15 protein-coding genes are annotated in these 15,754 nt (G+C 63.1%); 13 read left to right on the top strand and 2 right to left on the bottom strand.

All coding sequences use genetic code 11. The features are described 5' to 3' along the window. Window positions 1-145: 145 nt before the first annotated feature. Together BTE28158_RS26925 and BTE28158_RS26920 are read right to left on the bottom strand one after the other, a co-directional pair. The gene (locus BTE28158_RS26925) at window positions 146-940 is read right to left on the bottom strand and encodes an enoyl-CoA hydratase/isomerase family protein (protein WP_124905829.1); all 795 of its coding nucleotides are present in this window, start codon (window positions 938-940) and stop codon (window positions 146-148) included. A gap of 126 nt (window positions 941-1,066) precedes the next feature. Continuing rightward, complete coding sequence (locus BTE28158_RS26920) at window positions 1,067-2,053, bottom strand: NADPH:quinone oxidoreductase family protein (RefSeq protein WP_170296374.1); 987 nt, start codon at window positions 2,051-2,053, stop codon at window positions 1,067-1,069. Between the two features lie 31 nt (window positions 2,054-2,084). Between BTE28158_RS26920 and BTE28158_RS26915 the strand changes: the two genes are divergently transcribed. The 13 genes from BTE28158_RS26915 to BTE28158_RS26855 all read left to right on the top strand — a co-directional run. Next, window positions 2,085-2,507, top strand: a complete 423-nt coding sequence (locus tag BTE28158_RS26915) for a hypothetical protein (RefSeq protein WP_170296375.1) — start codon at window positions 2,085-2,087, stop codon at window positions 2,505-2,507. Window positions 2,508-2,517: 10 nt separating this feature from the next. Then, window positions 2,518-3,306 (top strand): enoyl-CoA hydratase/isomerase family protein, encoded by a 789-nt coding sequence (locus BTE28158_RS26910; protein WP_124905833.1) that lies wholly within the window; start codon window positions 2,518-2,520, stop codon window positions 3,304-3,306. Between the two features lie 30 nt (window positions 3,307-3,336). After that, a complete protein-coding gene (locus BTE28158_RS26905) occupies window positions 3,337-5,412 on the top strand; it encodes an acetate--CoA ligase family protein (RefSeq protein WP_151047685.1) in 2,076 nt (691 codons plus the stop codon). Between the two features lie 66 nt (window positions 5,413-5,478). Continuing rightward, a complete protein-coding gene (locus BTE28158_RS26900) occupies window positions 5,479-6,228 on the top strand; it encodes an electron transfer flavoprotein subunit beta/FixA family protein (RefSeq protein ID WP_151047687.1) in 750 nt (249 codons plus the stop codon). 31 nt (window positions 6,229-6,259) lie between these two features. After that, on the top strand, window positions 6,260-7,207 hold the full coding sequence (locus tag BTE28158_RS26895) for an electron transfer flavoprotein subunit alpha/FixB family protein (protein WP_124905859.1): 948 nt from the start codon (window positions 6,260-6,262) through the stop codon (window positions 7,205-7,207). A 537-nt stretch (window positions 7,208-7,744) separates the two neighbouring features. Beyond that, window positions 7,745-9,262 carry a 3-hydroxyacyl-CoA dehydrogenase gene (locus BTE28158_RS26890; RefSeq protein WP_409360426.1) on the top strand — a complete coding sequence of 506 codons (1,518 nt, stop codon included), beginning with the start codon at window positions 7,745-7,747 and terminating at the stop codon, window positions 9,260-9,262. A gap of 86 nt (window positions 9,263-9,348) precedes the next feature. After that, window positions 9,349-10,560: an ABC transporter substrate-binding protein gene (locus tag BTE28158_RS26885; protein ID WP_151047689.1), complete on the top strand. Its 1,212-nt coding sequence runs from the start codon at window positions 9,349-9,351 to the stop codon at window positions 10,558-10,560. 306 nt (window positions 10,561-10,866) lie between these two features. After that, window positions 10,867-12,072: a 3-oxoadipyl-CoA thiolase gene (gene pcaF, locus BTE28158_RS26880; RefSeq protein WP_124905841.1), complete on the top strand. Its 1,206-nt coding sequence runs from the start codon at window positions 10,867-10,869 to the stop codon at window positions 12,070-12,072. A gap of 185 nt (window positions 12,073-12,257) precedes the next feature. After that, complete coding sequence (locus tag BTE28158_RS26875) at window positions 12,258-13,418, top strand: Re/Si-specific NAD(P)(+) transhydrogenase subunit alpha (RefSeq protein WP_124905843.1); 1,161 nt, start codon at window positions 12,258-12,260, stop codon at window positions 13,416-13,418. Between the two features lie 8 nt (window positions 13,419-13,426). Further along, the gene (locus BTE28158_RS26870; RefSeq protein WP_059623733.1) at window positions 13,427-13,744 is read left to right on the top strand and encodes an NAD(P) transhydrogenase subunit alpha part 2; all 318 of its coding nucleotides are present in this window, start codon (window positions 13,427-13,429) and stop codon (window positions 13,742-13,744) included. A 5-nt stretch (window positions 13,745-13,749) separates the two neighbouring features. Beyond that, the gene (locus tag BTE28158_RS26865; protein WP_124905845.1) at window positions 13,750-15,207 is read left to right on the top strand and encodes an NAD(P)(+) transhydrogenase (Re/Si-specific) subunit beta; all 1,458 of its coding nucleotides are present in this window, start codon (window positions 13,750-13,752) and stop codon (window positions 15,205-15,207) included. Window positions 15,208-15,272: 65 nt separating this feature from the next. Next, window positions 15,273-15,500, top strand: a complete 228-nt coding sequence (locus BTE28158_RS26860) for a hypothetical protein (protein ID WP_124905847.1) — start codon at window positions 15,273-15,275, stop codon at window positions 15,498-15,500. A gap of 90 nt (window positions 15,501-15,590) precedes the next feature. Beyond that, a partial coding sequence (locus BTE28158_RS26855) for an FAD-dependent oxidoreductase (protein WP_124905849.1) occupies window positions 15,591-15,754 on the top strand: 164 nt, incomplete at its 3' end.

Below are 15,754 nucleotides of genomic sequence, written 5' to 3'. Positions count from 1 at the left end.
CATGCCGGCATCGCATGGCGGCGCGGGCAAAAAAGAACCCGCCTGTAGGGCGGGCAATAATCACGGCAACCGTGTCGGCGGCAAGTGCCGACGCCCGGGGCCGCGCGCCGGCCGCATGGTCGCATCAGGAGCGACTTGCAGCGACTTATCGATCCGACGCGGCTCGGCTGAAGTCAGCGGGGCGGCCCTCGAGGGCAGCGCCGAGTCCTTCATGAAACTCGGGACTCGACATGGCGAGAATTTGCCCAAATCCTTCGAACGCGAGCATGTCCTGAAGACTCGTTTCGAAACTCCGCGCCATCAGGTTCTTGGCCAGTCCCATGACCTCGGCGGGACCGTTCGCGAGGCGCACGGCTTGCGCGAGACCGACTTCATCGACTTGTGCGTCGGGCACCACTTGCGCGACCAGTCCTAGCTCGAGCGCCTCCTGCGCGGACAGCGTGGCGCCGCTGTACAGCAGCCGCTTCGCGGCTGCCATGCCGACCAGTCGCGGCAGGTGATACATCGTGCCGATGTCCGGCACCACGCCGATGCGGAAGAATCCGGGGATGAACTTCGCCCCCTGTCCGGCGATCAGCAGATCGCCCGTCAGCGCCAGACCGAATCCTCCTCCCACTGCCTGGCCCCGGACGCCGACAACGACCGGCTTGTCGAGCGTGATCAGCGGGGTAAGCCACCTGCTCATGCCGCGAAAGCGCCGGTGGACGGTCCATGGGGCGGACCCGTTCTTCAGCAGGTTGAGGTTTCCGCCGGAGCAGAACGTCGGACCTTCGCCGGTGAGATACACGGCGCGCACTGCGCGATTGTTCTGCGCGTGTTCGACGGCGTCGCCGAGCTGTTCGCGCAGTTCGTTCGTCAGGGCATTGCGGTCGCCCGGGCTGCAGAGCCTGATGACGAGGACGGAACCTTCGACCGAGGTGTTCACCAACTGCTGGGTCATGCGATGTCTCCTGGATGCGGCTTCAATGAGTGATGGTGCATACGATGCAATCGCCATGCCAATCTCCGTTGCTTGACATGGTCGGCGCTCGATGCCACCCGCGCGATCCGTTCGTTGCGTTGGCATTCAGTCCATCGTCAGCACGATGCGCCCCGTCGCGCGACGCGTGTCGATCAGATGGAGGGCTTCGGAGAATCGGTTCAACGGAACCGTCTGCATGATGTTGGCGCGCAATGTCCGTTTGGCCCACATGGAGGCCATGACGGTGTGCGCCTGCGCGACCTTCCATGGCTGTCGATCGCGGTAATCCGTCCATTGCAGCCCACTTACCGTGGCGTTCTTCACCAGCAGGTAGCCGGCCCGGACTTCGGGAATCCTTCCGGCGGCAAAGCCGACCGTAACGATTCGGCCATCCCAGGCGAGCGCGCGAAGCGACGCATCGAAGATATCGCCGCCGAGCATGTCGATCACGATGTCCACGCCCCGGCCCCGTGTCGCCAGATGAACCTGATCGCGCAGGCTGTTGCGCAGATCGGAGGCGCTCAGATCGACCATGCGGCACGACACGTCGTACAGCATGGCGCTTGCACGCTCGGGTGAATGCACGCCTGCGAGAACCGTGGCGCCCATCGAACTGGCGATCTGTACGGCGGCATGGCCGACCGCGCCCGTGGCGCCATTGACGAGCACGGTGTCGCCAGGCCAGCGGCCTCGTTCCATCAGCGCGAACCATGCCGTTTGAGCTGGAAGGCCGAGGCCGGCGGACTCGACGAACGCCATGCCGTCGGGGAGCGGCAGGCATTGATCCTCGTGCGCGAGCGCCTGCGTCGCGAAGGCGCCCCATTCCACATGGATGAGCACGCGATCTCCGGGCTTGAACCGCGTCACGCCGGGTCCGACGACGCGCACGATGCCCGCCGCTTCCTTCCCGGGTATGAACGGCAATGGCGGACGAGTCTGATATCGGCCGGAAATCACGAGCAGGTCCGGATAATTGACCTCGGCGGTTTTGACGTCAATAACGACCTCGTGATGTCCCGGTTCGAGGTCGGGAAGCGCCTCGATCGCGTGAGTTTCAGCCAAACCGTGCGTCTTGATCTGAATCGCGCGCATGCATGTTCCTCCAGTTGCTCGATACGGCGGCGTGAACTCCGAGGTGCCGGATGCGTTCGTCGGGGCGCGTGTGTTGATTGCAATGCGCGTGCCATCGTCCTCGCGGGGAAAAACGACGCGCGAGCCCGCACCGCATGTCGCTGGATCGTTCGCGACATTCAGTTCGTGTCCGTGCCGCGGACACTTCGAGGTGCGCCGTCCGCCCGATGGACACGACCGACAAGGCGCGAGTCGTCGTCTTGGCCGGCAGCGCACGGTCCGGCGGGCGAAAACGGTCCCGAAATGCACCGGATGGATCGATGGCATGCATGTTGCTGAGATGAACGTGCAGAAGATTCTGATCGCCGAGGATGTGTTGAGATACAAGCCGGCGGATCGCCATCATGAAAAGACGGAGTCGCGCGACATCCGCAAGGACGCCGTGCTGAAGCATTCGGAACAAGCGGAGAAGTGAGGATGACGAGATGTCGGAAGAACTGAAATTCGAAGTCGACCGTGGCATTGCAACGATCACGCTCAATCGCCCGGACAAGCTCAACGCCTTTACCGAGGCGATGCAGGATACCTGGCTCGAGGCGCTCGAGGAATGCCGCGCGAATCCGGACATTCGGGTTGTCGTGATGACGGGCACCGGGCGTGCGTTCACGACTGGCGGTGATATCGAGACCTTTTCCGCGTCGGCGGCGCAGACACCGGCGAATATCAAGGCGCGCGTAGCCGACGGCGTACAGCGTCTGCCACGCAAGATCGCCGAACTCGACAAGCCGGTGATTGCCGCGTTGAACGGCCTGGCGACGGGCGGTGGCCTGGACATCGCCCTTGCATGCGACATCCGTTTTGCGGCGCAGAGCGCGCGCTTTGCCGAGACCTACGTGCGCATGGGGCTGATTCCGGGCGTCGGCGGAGCGTATCTGCTGCCCCGTATCGTCGGGATGTCGAAGGCGCTCGAAATGTTCTGGACGGCGGATTGGGTGGAGGCCGGCGATGCGGAACGCATTGGTCTGGTGAACAAGGTATTTCCGGATGCGGAGTTGATGGGCGGGACGTACGCGTTCGCGCGCCGCATCGCGGACGGGCCGCCGCTTGCCGTGCAGTTGATCAAGCGAGTGATGCGGTTTGGCCTGGACAAGGATCTTCAGACGGCCCACGAACTGGTGGCGGCGAATTTGCCGATCGTGCGCACCAGCGAGGACCATCAGGAAGCGGTGAATGCGTTCCGGGAGAAGCGCACACCTCAATTCATTGGGCGCTGACAGCGCTGTCGACTCGAGAAAAAACGGATTATGGACAGACAGGCATTCGAAAAGTTTATTGAACCGCGCAGCGTGGCGATCGTGGGTGCGTCGCCGCAGCAGGGAAGTCCGCGCAATTCGCTGGTGCGTGTGCTGCTGAAGCACGGATTCGACGGCGCCGTGTATCCGGTGAGCCAGAACCACGCGGAGGTTGAAGGGCTGAAGGCGTATCCGTCGGTGGCGGCGCTGCCGGAAGTGCCAGACGTTGCGCTGGTGATCACGCCGGCTCACACAGTACCCGGCGTCATTGCGGAGTGCGGCCAGAAAGGGATACGCAGCGCGATCGTGTTCAGTTCCGGATTCGAAGAGACGGAAGCGGGGAAGGCACATGCGCAGCGCCTGGCCGAAGTGGCGCGAGAGCACGGCGTGGCGGTGATTGGTGCCAACTGTCAAGGCGTGTGGTCGGTTCGTCGGCGCGTCATGATGACGTTCGGATCAGCCGCAATGAATCTTGAGACGCTCAAGCACGCGCCAATCGCGGTCGTCAGCCAGAGTGGCGCGCTCGCCGGGGCGATCGGCAATTTTCTGCAGAGCAACGGCATCGGGTGCTCTTATATCGTCAGCGTCGGCAATGAAACCTGCGCCGATGCGCTCGACGTGCTCGAGCACATCGTCGAGCAGGACGACGTACGCGTGGTGGCGCTCTACATCGAAGGACTCGAGGAAGCCGGCCGGATCGTCGGGATCGCCGAGCGTGCGCGCGAACGAGGCGTGCAGATCGTTGCCTTGAAGGCCGGCCGCTCGGAGATCGGCCAGCAGGCGACGGCGTCCCATACCGGGAAAATTGCTTCGGCGCATGCCGTCTATGCGGACGTGTTGGAGCAGGCGGGGGTGATCACGGTCGACAGCCTGATTGATGCGATGTCGGCGGTGGAAGTGCTGGCTTATCTGCCGCAACCGCGCGTGAGCGGCGATCCGCAGGGCGGGCTCGCGGTGCTGAGTTCGTCGGGTGGCGCAGGCGCGCTGCTGGCGGATCACAGCAGCGAATACGGTATTCCGATGGCGGAGTTCGGTCAGCGGACGGCGCAAGAACTGGAACGGGTTCTTCCCGCGTTCGCGCGCACGGCCAATCCGGTGGATTTGACGGGGCAGATCCAGAGCGTGGCGACGCTGTTCCGTGACACGTGCTTCGCGATCGAGGCGGAGCCGAGGGCGGAGGCGCTGATCGTGCAGTTTGCCAGTAGCGGTCGCCGGTATCTCGAGCCGAACGCCGAGGTGTTCAAGAAGGTGGGGCAGTCCATGCCGGTGGTGGTGAGCTTTATCGGAGAGCTGCCGGATCACGAGACGCGCCGATCGTTCCGGGAGGCCGGTGTGCTGCTGGTCGCCGATCCTTCGCATGCGATGAAGGCGCTGTCGCTGCTGTACAAACGCCAGCGGATGTTGTCATTGCCGAAAGTGCAGGCGCGGACACCGTTGGCGGGCCGGGCGGCGCCGCAGGATTGGGCGGAGACGATGCGGTTCTGCGCGGAGAGCGGGATGACGCCGGCGAAGTGGGTCGTGCTTGGGCCGGAGGACCGCGCTTCGGACGCATGTGCCGGAATGGCGTATCCGCTGGTGGTAAAGGTGCTTCCGTCGGACTGTGCGCACAAGACCGAGCTCGGCCTGGTGAAGCTGCGCGTTCAAACCGCGGAGGGCATCGATGCCTGTGCTCGCGAGTTTCGCGAGCAGGTGGGCAGGCCGGATATGGGGGTACTGGTGCAGGAGATGATCAGTGACGGCGTCGAAATCGTGGTGTCGTGCATGAGACAGACGGATTTTGGACCGATCATTTCGATCGGAACCGGTGGCGTTGCGGTGGAACTGTACCGCGACATGTCGCATCTGGCGTTGCCGGTGACGGCTGATCAGGTCCGTCAGGCACTTCGGAAGCTCAAGCTATGGACCCTTCTGGAGGGATTTCGAGGAAAGCCCGCGGCGGACCTGGACGCGCTGGTCGAGGCCGCCGTGCGGTTTGGGGACATGTTCCTCGCGAGCCCGGCGGTCCGGGAGTTCGAGATCAATCCGGTGATCGTGAGGGCTCGCGGACGGGGGCTGGGTGCGGTCGATGCGCTGGTGACCGTGCAGTGAAGGAACGCTGGGCGCGCCGACGATACCGCGTCCGGCTGTTTGGGTTCGTGACGTTTGGGTTAGAGAATGAAAATCCTGGTGCCAGTGAAAAGAGTGGTCGATTACAACGTGAAGGTCCGCGTGAAGTCGGACAACACGGGCGTCGACATTGCGAATGTGAAGATGTCGATGAACCCGTTCGACGAAATCGCGGTGGAAGAAGCGGTGCGCCTGAAGGAAGCGGGTGTGGCGACCGAAGTGATCGCGGTGTCGGTCGGTGTGACGCAAGCGCAGGAAACGCTGCGCACGGCGCTGGCGATCGGCGCGGATCGCGCGATCCTCGTCGAATCGAACGACAGCGTCGAGCCGCTGGCGGTGGCGAAGATCCTGAAGGCGCTGGTCGACAAGGAACAGCCGCAGCTGGTAATCCTCGGCAAGCAGGCGATCGATGACGATTCGAACCAGACGGGCCAGATGCTGGCCGCGCTGGCCAACCTGCCGCAAGGCACGTTCGCGTCGAAGGTCACGATCGCCGACGGCCGTGCTACGGTCGCACGCGAAGTCGACGGCGGCGCGGAAACGCTGTCGATGACGCTGCCGGCGGTGGTCACCACGGACCTGCGCCTGAACGAGCCGCGCTACGTGACGCTGCCGAACATCATGAAGGCGAAGAAGAAGCCGCTGGAAACGGTGAAGCCGGAAGACTTGGGCGTGGACGTCACGCCGCGTCTGAAGACGCTGAAGGTGGCCGAGCCGCCGAAGCGCACGGCCGGCGTGAAGGTGCCGGACGTGAAGACGCTGGTCGAGAAGCTGAAGACCGAAGCCAAGGTGCTGTAAGAGGGAGCGAAAAGAAATGACGATTCTGGTGATGGCAGAGCACGAGACGACTCTGGTGATTGCAGAACACGACAACGGGTCGATCAAGGCCGCGACGCTGAACACGGTGGCGGCGGCAGCGAAGATTGGCGGTGACATTCACGTCCTGGTCGCGGGGCACAACGCGCAGGGCGCGGCCGATGCCGCAGGCAAGATTGCAGGCGTGTCGAAGGTGTTGTTGGCCGACGCGCCGCAGCTCGAAGCGGGCCTGGCGGAAAACGTCGAAGCGACCGCGCTGAACATCGCGAAGGACTACTCGCACATCCTCGCGCCGGCAACCGCCTACGGCAAGAACATCGCGCCGCGCATCGCCGCGAAGCTGGACGTTGCACAGATTTCGGACATCACGGCGGTCGATTCGGCCGACACGTTCGAGCGTCCGATCTACGCAGGCAACGCGATCGCGACGGTTCAGTCGAGCGATCCGATCAAGGTGATCACGGTGCGTGCAACGGGTTTCGATCCGGTGGCGGCGGAAGGCGGCAGCGCGTTGGTCGAGAAGATCGAAGCGGCGGCCGATGCAGGCAAGTCGCAGTTCGTGAGCCGTGAAGTGACGAAGCTGGATCGTCCGGAGCTGACGTCGGCGAGCATCATCGTGTCGGGCGGCCGTGGTCTGGGCAGCGGTGAAAACTACACGAAGGTGCTGGAGCCGCTGGCCGACAAGCTGTCGGCAGCGCTGGGCGCATCGCGCGCGGCAGTCGACGCCGGCTACGTGCCGAACGACTATCAGGTCGGCCAGACCGGCAAGATCGTTGCGCCGCAGCTGTACATCGCGGTCGGCATCTCGGGTGCGATCCAGCACCTGGCCGGCATGAAGGATTCGAAGGTGATCGTCGCGATCAACAAGGATCCGGAAGCACCGATCTTCAGCATGGCAGATTACGGCCTCGTCGGCGATCTGTTCGCGCTCGTGCCGGAACTCGTCGGCGAACTGGGCTGAAGCGCGCAATATCGTAACGTCGAATTTTGGTGACGCAACGCGGCCTTGCTTCATGAACAGGCGGCGCTGCCACCGGCCATCGTTCAGGCCAACGCACCTATCACGAGCCACGCAATGCCGCGATATGCGGTCGCGTCACCCACCGCGTGGAGGAACCGAGATGACTGTACCGAAACGTTCTCTGCGAGCAGCAATCGGAAAATGGTTGGGCAGCGGAGTTGCCGGGCGTTTTCGTCTCTCGCGTATCGGTCGATCGGATGAAAGCCGGTGGCGTTGCGTGCGAATCGACGTCGATTGCCCGTCCGGGCCCTTGTCGCTCGTGTTCTTTCGTCATGACGACGGTTCGTGGCACGTTTTCCCCCCGACAGAAGGCGGGCGGCGATCGGCGGATCGCCCTATGCCGGCCAGTTTCTCTTTGACGTACACGAACCAGGAAAAAATCTCGCACGCGTTTAGCGCGTCGGCGGCACACGAAACACTTCCGGATGACTGATGTTTGTCGATTGAATGAAGCGCAAATTGAATGGGAGATCGAGATTGGAACAATCTCTGAATAGCGTTGGCGTAGTAGGCGCAGGCGCGATGGGGCGCGGTATCGCACAAGTTTGCGCGGTGGCCGGCTGCGACGTGAATTTGTTCGATGTGAATGACGGCGCAGTGACACGGGCCGTTTCGGCGATACGCAACGATCTGGTGCGGTCGGTCGAACATGGGCGGATCGAGCAGCGCGACGCGGACGCCGCGTTGCGGCGGATCACCGCGGCAACCAGTCTGACAGAAATGGACGGGTGTGATTTGGTCGTGGAAGCGATCGTCGAGAACCTCGATATCAAGCAGCGGCTGTTGCGGGATCTGGAGTCGATCGTGTCGCCGTCGTGCATTCTGGCGACCAACACGTCGTCGTTGAGCGTGACGTCGATCGCATCCGGTTGTGTGCAGCCATCTCGCGTGGCCGGGTGGCACTTCTTCAATCCCGTCACGCGGATGCGACTGGTCGAGATCGTGCAGGCGCCCCGAACGGCAACAGAAGCGATCGATGCGCTGGTCGAGCTGTCGCGGCGCATCGGACATCGGCCGATCGTTGTGCCGGATTCGCCGGGTTTCGTGGTCAACCATGCGGGCCGTGCCTTCGTCACCGAAGGGCTGAAGCTGCTCGCGGAAAAAAACGCCGAGCACTCGGTGCTGGATGCGATCCTGCGCCAGTGCGCAGGGTTCCGCATGGGGCCGTTCGAGCTGCTGGATCTGACCGGACTCGACGTATCCGTTCCAGTGATGGAATCGATTCATGCGCAGTACTACGGCGACGATCGCTACCGACCGGTGATGCTCGCACGCACACGCCTTCACGCGGGTCTGTTGGGCCGCAAGGCAGGACAAGGGTTTTACAGCTATGACGGCAAGCCGGTGGCGGCGCATGCGCCGGCGCAGCAGGCGGTGCCGGTGGTCGACGTTGCGGTGTGGTGGCTGACGGAGGGGGCGGCGGCGTTGCCCGAAGCGGTCGTGCCGTTGCTGTCGCAGGTGACGCGTGCGGCCGACTTGCAAGCCGCCGACGTGGTGCTGATTGCACCACTGGACACGGACCTTTCAACCGCGATCGAGAATTTGCGGCTCGATCCGAGCAAGGTCGTCGGTATCGACCCCGTGTTCTGCGGGCCGTCGGGCGTGACGTTGATGACATGCCCGGGAACGGCAAAGTTGACGGTAGATCGCGCGCAGGCAATATTTGCAACGCAATCGATTCCCGCGTTTGTCATTTCGGATTCCCCTGGATTCGTTGCTCCCCGAGTGGTGGCGTGCATTGTCAATCTCGCTTGCGAAATGGCCCAGCAGGGCATCGCGTCACCGGAGGATATCGACGTATCGGTACGTCTCGGCCTCGGTTATCCGACGGGTCCGTTCGAGTGGGGCGATGCGCTCGGCACGCATCGGGTGCTCGACATCCTCAGGGGGCTTTACGAGACCTTCGGGGATCAGCGATACCGACCGTCGCCGTGGCTCGTTCGGCGTGCACGTCTCGGTCTGCCGTTGACGTCACCGGAGCGGGCCGCTGCCTGACGAACATCGATTGACGGACGACGGACTGCTCCGGCCGTTCCGCGTACCGTGCGTCGGGCAGCCGGAAATACAACGGGAGGAGATTGATGATGAAACTGCGATTTGCGCTGACGTGGACGCTCGCCGTCGCCGTGGCGATACCGGGCGCCTTTGCGGCTTCATCGGGAGAGCCGCTGAAGGTCGGCGTGATTGTCGATATGTCCGGTGTCTACTCGGGCATCGGCGGAACGGGTGGGGTGGCGGCGGTCAAGATGGCCGTGCGCGATTTCGGAGGCAAGGTGCTCGGCAGACCGGTCGAAGTGCTGTCTGCAGACTACCAGAACAAGGTCGATATTACGGCGACGCGCGCGCGGCAATGGTACGACAGGGATAACGTGTCGATGGTGATCGAATCGACCGATTCTGCCTCGGCGCTCGCGCTGCAGAAGCTTGGCATGGAAAAGCGCAAGGTGACGATCTTTGCCGGCTCGGCAACGACGGATCTGACCGGCAAGCAGTGTTCCCCGTACGGCGTGCACTATGTGTACGACACCTATGCGCTCGCGAACGGGACGGCCCGTGCGGTGGTATCGGAAGGTGGTAAGCGCTGGTTCTTCATCACGGCCGACTACGCATTCGGTCATTCGTTGCAGTCGCAGGCCACGCAGGTCGTCAAGTCGATGGGCGGACAGGTCGTGGGAAGTGTCGACCACCCTCTGGCGACATCGGACTTCGCGTCTTTCCTGATGCAGGCCCAGTCGTCGAAGGCCCAGGTCATCGGGCTCGCGAACGCGGGGCGCGACACGCAAAATGCGATCCGTCAGGCCGCCGAGTTCGGCATGATGACCGGCAAGCAGATCGTTGCACCGCTGCTGATTTTCGACGGCGATCTGAAGGGCATCGGTCTGAAGACGGCTCAGGGTCTTCAGTTCACCACCGCGTTCTACTGGGACTACAACGATCGGACGCGCGCGTTCGCGAAGGCATTCAACGCCGAGACCGGCAAGATGCCCACGATGGTCCAGGCGGGCATGTACTCCGCCATGACTCACTATCTCCAGGCCGTTCAGGCGGCGGGAACGGTGGACAGCGATGCGGTCATGGCAAATATGAAGGCGATGCCGATCAACGATTTCTTTGCCCGGGACGGCCGTATTCTGGCAAACGGCCTGATGGTGCACGACATGTATCTGGCCGAGGCGAAGAAGCCGTCGGAATCGAAAGGCGAGTGGGACCTGCTGAAGATTCGATCGGTGATCCCGAAGGAAACGGCGTTCCAGACGCTCCAGCAGAGCGGGTGCCTATTCACCACACATTGAGCGAGCGTACGTTGCAGGCGCGTGCCGGGCATGCCGATCAGGATGCCGCACCGCACATCGTGTCGGACTCGACTCGGGACATGTCTGTCAAAACGACATCTGGTGTAGAGACCGCATACAACGATGCATCGCTGTCGCGTGAACGTGATCATGTCGTGGCGCGAGGAGCGGGCGTCGCACGTCGGTGAAAGCCCGTTACGCATGTCTGCGCCGACCGCATTGGAACGCGAAAGCCGAATCCGGGCGTGACTGGCATGTTCATTGCAATAAGAGTGCGATTTCAACTTCTCGATGCGACGCCACGTCATGAGTACACAAGCCTATATTTGCGATGCAATCCGTACGCCATTCGGCCGCTATGGCGGCTCGCTTTCTTCCGTGCGCGCCGACGATTTGGCCGCGATTCCGATCAGGGCGCTGATGGTGCGCAATCCTGGCGTCGACTGGGAGGCGGTCGGCGACGTGCTGCTCGGCTGTGCGAATCAGGCCGGTGAGGACAACCGCAACGTCGCGCGCATGGCGAGCTTGCTCGCCGGCCTGCCGCTCGGCGTACCGGGCGCAACGATCAATCGACTGTGCGGCTCGGGCCTTGATGCGGTGGGCAGCGCGGCGCGCGCGATCAAGTCCGGCGAAACGGCGTTGATGATTGCGGGCGGCGTGGAAAGCATGAGTCGCGCGCCCTTCGTCATGCCGAAGGCGGAGTCGGCTTTCAGCCGTGCGAATGCGGTCTACGACACGACGATCGGCTGGCGATTCGTCAACAGGCTGATGAAGGAGCAGTACGGCGTCGATGCGATGCCTGAAACGGCGGAGAACGTCGCGGTCGACTACAAGATCGGGCGCGACGCTCAGGATCGGATGGCACTGGCTTCGCAGACGAAAGCGCTGGCCGCGCAAAAGCGTGGGTTCTTCGATAGCGAGATCACGCCTGTCTACATCCCGCAGAAAAAAGGCGAGCCGCTGGTCGTGAAGCAGGACGAGCATCCTCGCGAGACGTCGTTCGAAGCCCTTGCGAAGCTCAAGGGTGTCGTGCGGCCTGACGGCAGCGTGACGGCCGGCAACGCGAGCGGCGTCAACGACGGAGCCTGTGCGTTGCTGCTGTCCAACGAGCGCGCAATCGCCCAACACAGTCTCACGCCGCGTGCGCGGGTGGTCGCGATGGCAACCGCGGGTGTGCCGCCGCGCGTGATGGGTATCGGTCCGGCGCCGGCGACGGAGAAGGTGCTGACACTGGCCGGATTGCGGCTCGACGAGATCGACGTGATCGAACTCAACGAGGCATTTGCCGCACAGGGGCTGGCCGTGTTGCGCCTGCTGGGTCTGAAGGACGATGATCTCCGGGTCAACCCCAACGGCGGGGCGATAGCACTCGGTCATCCGCTCGGTGCATCAGGCGCGCGTCTCGTGACGACGGCAATCAATCAGTTGCACGCCACGAGCGGTCGCTACGCATTGTGCACGATGTGCATCGGGGTGGGCCAGGGCATCGCATTGATCCTGGAGCGCGTCTGAGTGCGATCGGATACGCGTAATGAATTCTGCTGAAACCGGCGAGTTCATTTCGCGAGCCGGCCGCTCGGCGTTCATGTAACACACGCGCCGCTCATCGTTGGTTCATCGCCGGCGTGACATCGAGCGTTGGTCCGCGTATCCGGTGCGCGGCAACAAACGATCATTTTTCTCAAGGAGCAGAAGTCATGCTGATAGGTGTGCCCGTCGAAACAACGCCGGGCGAAGCCCGCGTCGCCGTTACCCCGGAGACGGCCGGGAAACTGCAGGATCAGGGACACACGGTGCGCGTGGCTTCGGGTGCGGGGCTGGGGGCCAGCTATACCGACGACGCTTATCGGGCCGCCGGCGCCGAGATCGTGGATCAGGCGACTGCGCTCGGCTGCGAGGTCGTGCTGAAAGTCAGGTCGCCGCTCGACAGCGAACTCGCCGCTTTCGGCATGGGGGCCGCGCTGGTCGGGATGCTCAATCCGTTTGATGCAGCCGGTCTCGAACGGCTCGCCAAGGCGGGCATCACGGCGTTCGCGCTCGAGGCCGCACCGCGAACGACGCGCGCGCAAAGCCTGGATGTGCTGTCGAGCCAGGCGAATATCGCCGGCTACAAGGCCGTCATGATCGCCGCCGATCGATATCGGCGCATCTTCCCGATGTTGATGACGGCAGCGGGGACCGTGAAGGCGGCGCGCGTCGTGATTCTCGGTGTCGGGGTTGCCGGGTTGCAGGCCATCGCGACGGCAAAACGCTTGGGCGCTGTCATCGAAGCGAGCGACGTGCGTCCGAGCGTCAAGGAGCAGGTGGAGTCTCTGGGGGCGAAGTTCATCGACGTGCCCTACGAAACGGCTGAAGAAAAAGAGGCCGCGGAGGGTGTCGGCGGATACGCGAGGCCGATGCCGGCCTCGTGGCTGCAGCGTCAGCAGGTCGAAGTGGCCAGGCGTGTCGCGGCGGCCGATATCGTCATCACCACGGCGCTGATTCCCGGGCGGCCCGCACCGGTGCTGGTGACCGAGGCGATGGTGGAATCGATGAAGCCGGGTTCCGTCATAGTGGATCTCGCGGCGGCCCAGGGTGGCAATTGCCCGCTGACCGAGCCGGGCAGCACTGCGGTTCGGCACGGGGTGACGATCGTCGGCGAAACGAACCTGCCTGCTCTGGTCGCCACGGACGCCAGCAACCTGTATGCGCGCAACGTACTCGATTTCCTGAAACTGATTCTGCCGAAGGGCGGCGGCGTGACGATCGATCTCGAGGATGACATCGTTACCGCCTGCCTGGTTGCCCGGGACGGAATGGTCATGCGCGATCAACCTGCTCCCGTCCGGTCAACGGCGGAAGCTTCGACCACGAACTGAGAATTGCCATGGAAGCTGTCAGCCACATCATCACCAACCTGATCATCTTTGCCTTGGCCATCTATGTCGGCTATCACGTCGTCTGGAATGTGACGCCCGCACTGCATACGCCCTTGATGGCCGTGACGAACGCGATCTCGGCGATCGTCATCGTCGGTGCAATGCTCGCGGCGGGACTGACATCGAGCGGTCTCGGCAGAACCGCTGGCGTGCTCGCGGTTGCGCTCGCGGCGGTCAACGTGTTCGGGGGCTTCCTCGTCACGCGACGGATGCTGGAAATGTTCAGGAAGAAAGAAAGAAAGACGACTGAAAAGGCGGGGGCGTAACGATCATGAGCATGAACCTCGTTACCTTGTTGTATTTGCTGGCCAGCATCTGTTTCATTCAGGCGCTGAAGGGGCTGTCTCACCCGACGACGGCCATTCGCGGAAACGCATTCGGCATGACGGGCATGGCAATCGCAGTACTCACCACCGCGGCTCTGATCGTGAAGCTCGCCGCCACGCCGACCGGACTCGGGCTCGTGCTGCTCGGTCTGCTCCTGGGGGGAACCGTCGGCGCCGTGATGGCGTATCGCGTGGAAATGACCAAGATGCCGGAGCTGGTGGCGTTCATGCACAGCATGATCGGCTTGGCAGCCGTCTTCATCGCGGTGGCCGCGGTGACGGAGCCTTGGGCGTTCGGCATTACGCCTGCGCCGTTGGCTGCGGGCGCGGGGCTAGACGGTCTCGCGCACCCGTCGATCCCGACCGGCAACCGGCTCGAGCTTTTCCTCGGAGCGGCGATTGGCGCGATCACGTTCAGCGGATCGGTGATCGCGTTCGGCAAGCTCAGCGGTAAGTACACGCTGCGCGTATTCCGGGGCGCGCCGGTCCAGTTCAAGGGGCAGCATTTTCTGAACCTCGTGCTGGGACTAACCACGATCGCGCTCGGCCTGACGTTCATGGCGACCGAAAGCTGGTCCGTGTTTCTGTTGATGCTGGCGTTCGCGTTCGTGATGGGCGTGTTGATCATCATCCCGATCGGCGGCGCGGACATGCCGGTGGTGGTGTCGATGCTGAACAGCTACTCCGGCTGGGCAGCCGCGGGCATCGGCTTTTCGCTCAGCAATCCGATGCTGATCATTGCCGGCTCGTTGGTGGGCAGCTCCGGTGCGATTCTGTCCTACATCATGTGCAAGGCGATGAACCGGTCGTTCTTCAACGTGATTTTGGGCGGGTTCGGCGGCGAGGCCAATGCCGCTGCCGGCGGGGCCAAGGAACAGCGTCCGGTCAAGAGCGGCAGCGCGGACGACGCCGCATACATGCTGTCGAACGCGGAATCCGTGATCATCGTTCCGGGATATGGCTTGGCGGTCGCGCGTGCGCAACATGCGATCAACGAGCTGTCTCAGAAACTCACGGAAAAGGGTGTGACGGTGAAGTACGCGATTCATCCGGTCGCGGGGCGCATGCCCGGTCACATGAACGTGCTGCTCGCGGAAGCCGAGGTGCCGTATGACCAGGTGTTCGAGATGGAGGAGATCAACGGCGAATTCTCGCAGGCCGACGTCGCGATCGTGCTCGGTGCCAACGACGTGGTGAACCCGGTCGCGCTGGAAAAGGGCAGTCCGATCTACGGTATGCCGATACTCGATGCATACAAGGCGCGGACGGTCATCGTCAACAAACGTTCGATGGCTGCCGGATATGCGGGGCTCGACAATGAGTTGTTCTATATGGACAAGACGATGATGGTTTTCGGCGACGCGAAGAAGGTCGTCGAGGACATGGTGAAGGCCATCGACTAAACGGGCCGACGGACACGGACCACGCTCCGGTCCGCGTCCGTGTCCGAGTGATCGGGGAGGGGAAAATGTTTGGTTCGACGCTGGTACAAAGGCATGTCGGCAACACGTCGCTGACGGCCGAATTTCACGAAGGCTCGGGACGACTTCGCATATCGTCGAACGGCGTGCTGTCGCACGAATTTTTTCCGCCCCAGTCATGGATGATCGTGGCCACGAGCGCCGGTGCAAGCAATTGGGGCACGCGCCCGAGCAAGACAGACCTTCTGCATGTCCTCGAGCAGTTCGACGGATGACGCGAGACGGCGGTCTGCGATTCCGGGTTACGCGTCGCATGGGGCGCCGTCTCGCCTGCGCGCAGTTCGACCGTTTATTCAGAGAGATCGATGACAAATTCAGCTGTCGTGCATAGTGACGCAGCGCAACAGCGCGAATCCATGGAATACGACGTCGTGATCGTCGGCGGCGGCCCGGCCGGGCTGTCGGCGGCGATCCGGCTCAAGCAGCTGGCCGCCGAGAAAGGCACCGAGATCGGCGTGTGCGTGCTCGA

Origin of the sequence: Burkholderia diffusa (genome assembly GCF_902499115.1) — a bacterium.
Classification (GTDB): domain Bacteria; phylum Pseudomonadota; class Gammaproteobacteria; order Burkholderiales; family Burkholderiaceae; genus Burkholderia; species Burkholderia diffusa.
Note: the sequence above shows the minus strand (reverse complement) of the source record. Positions and strands in the feature narration are given on the sequence as shown.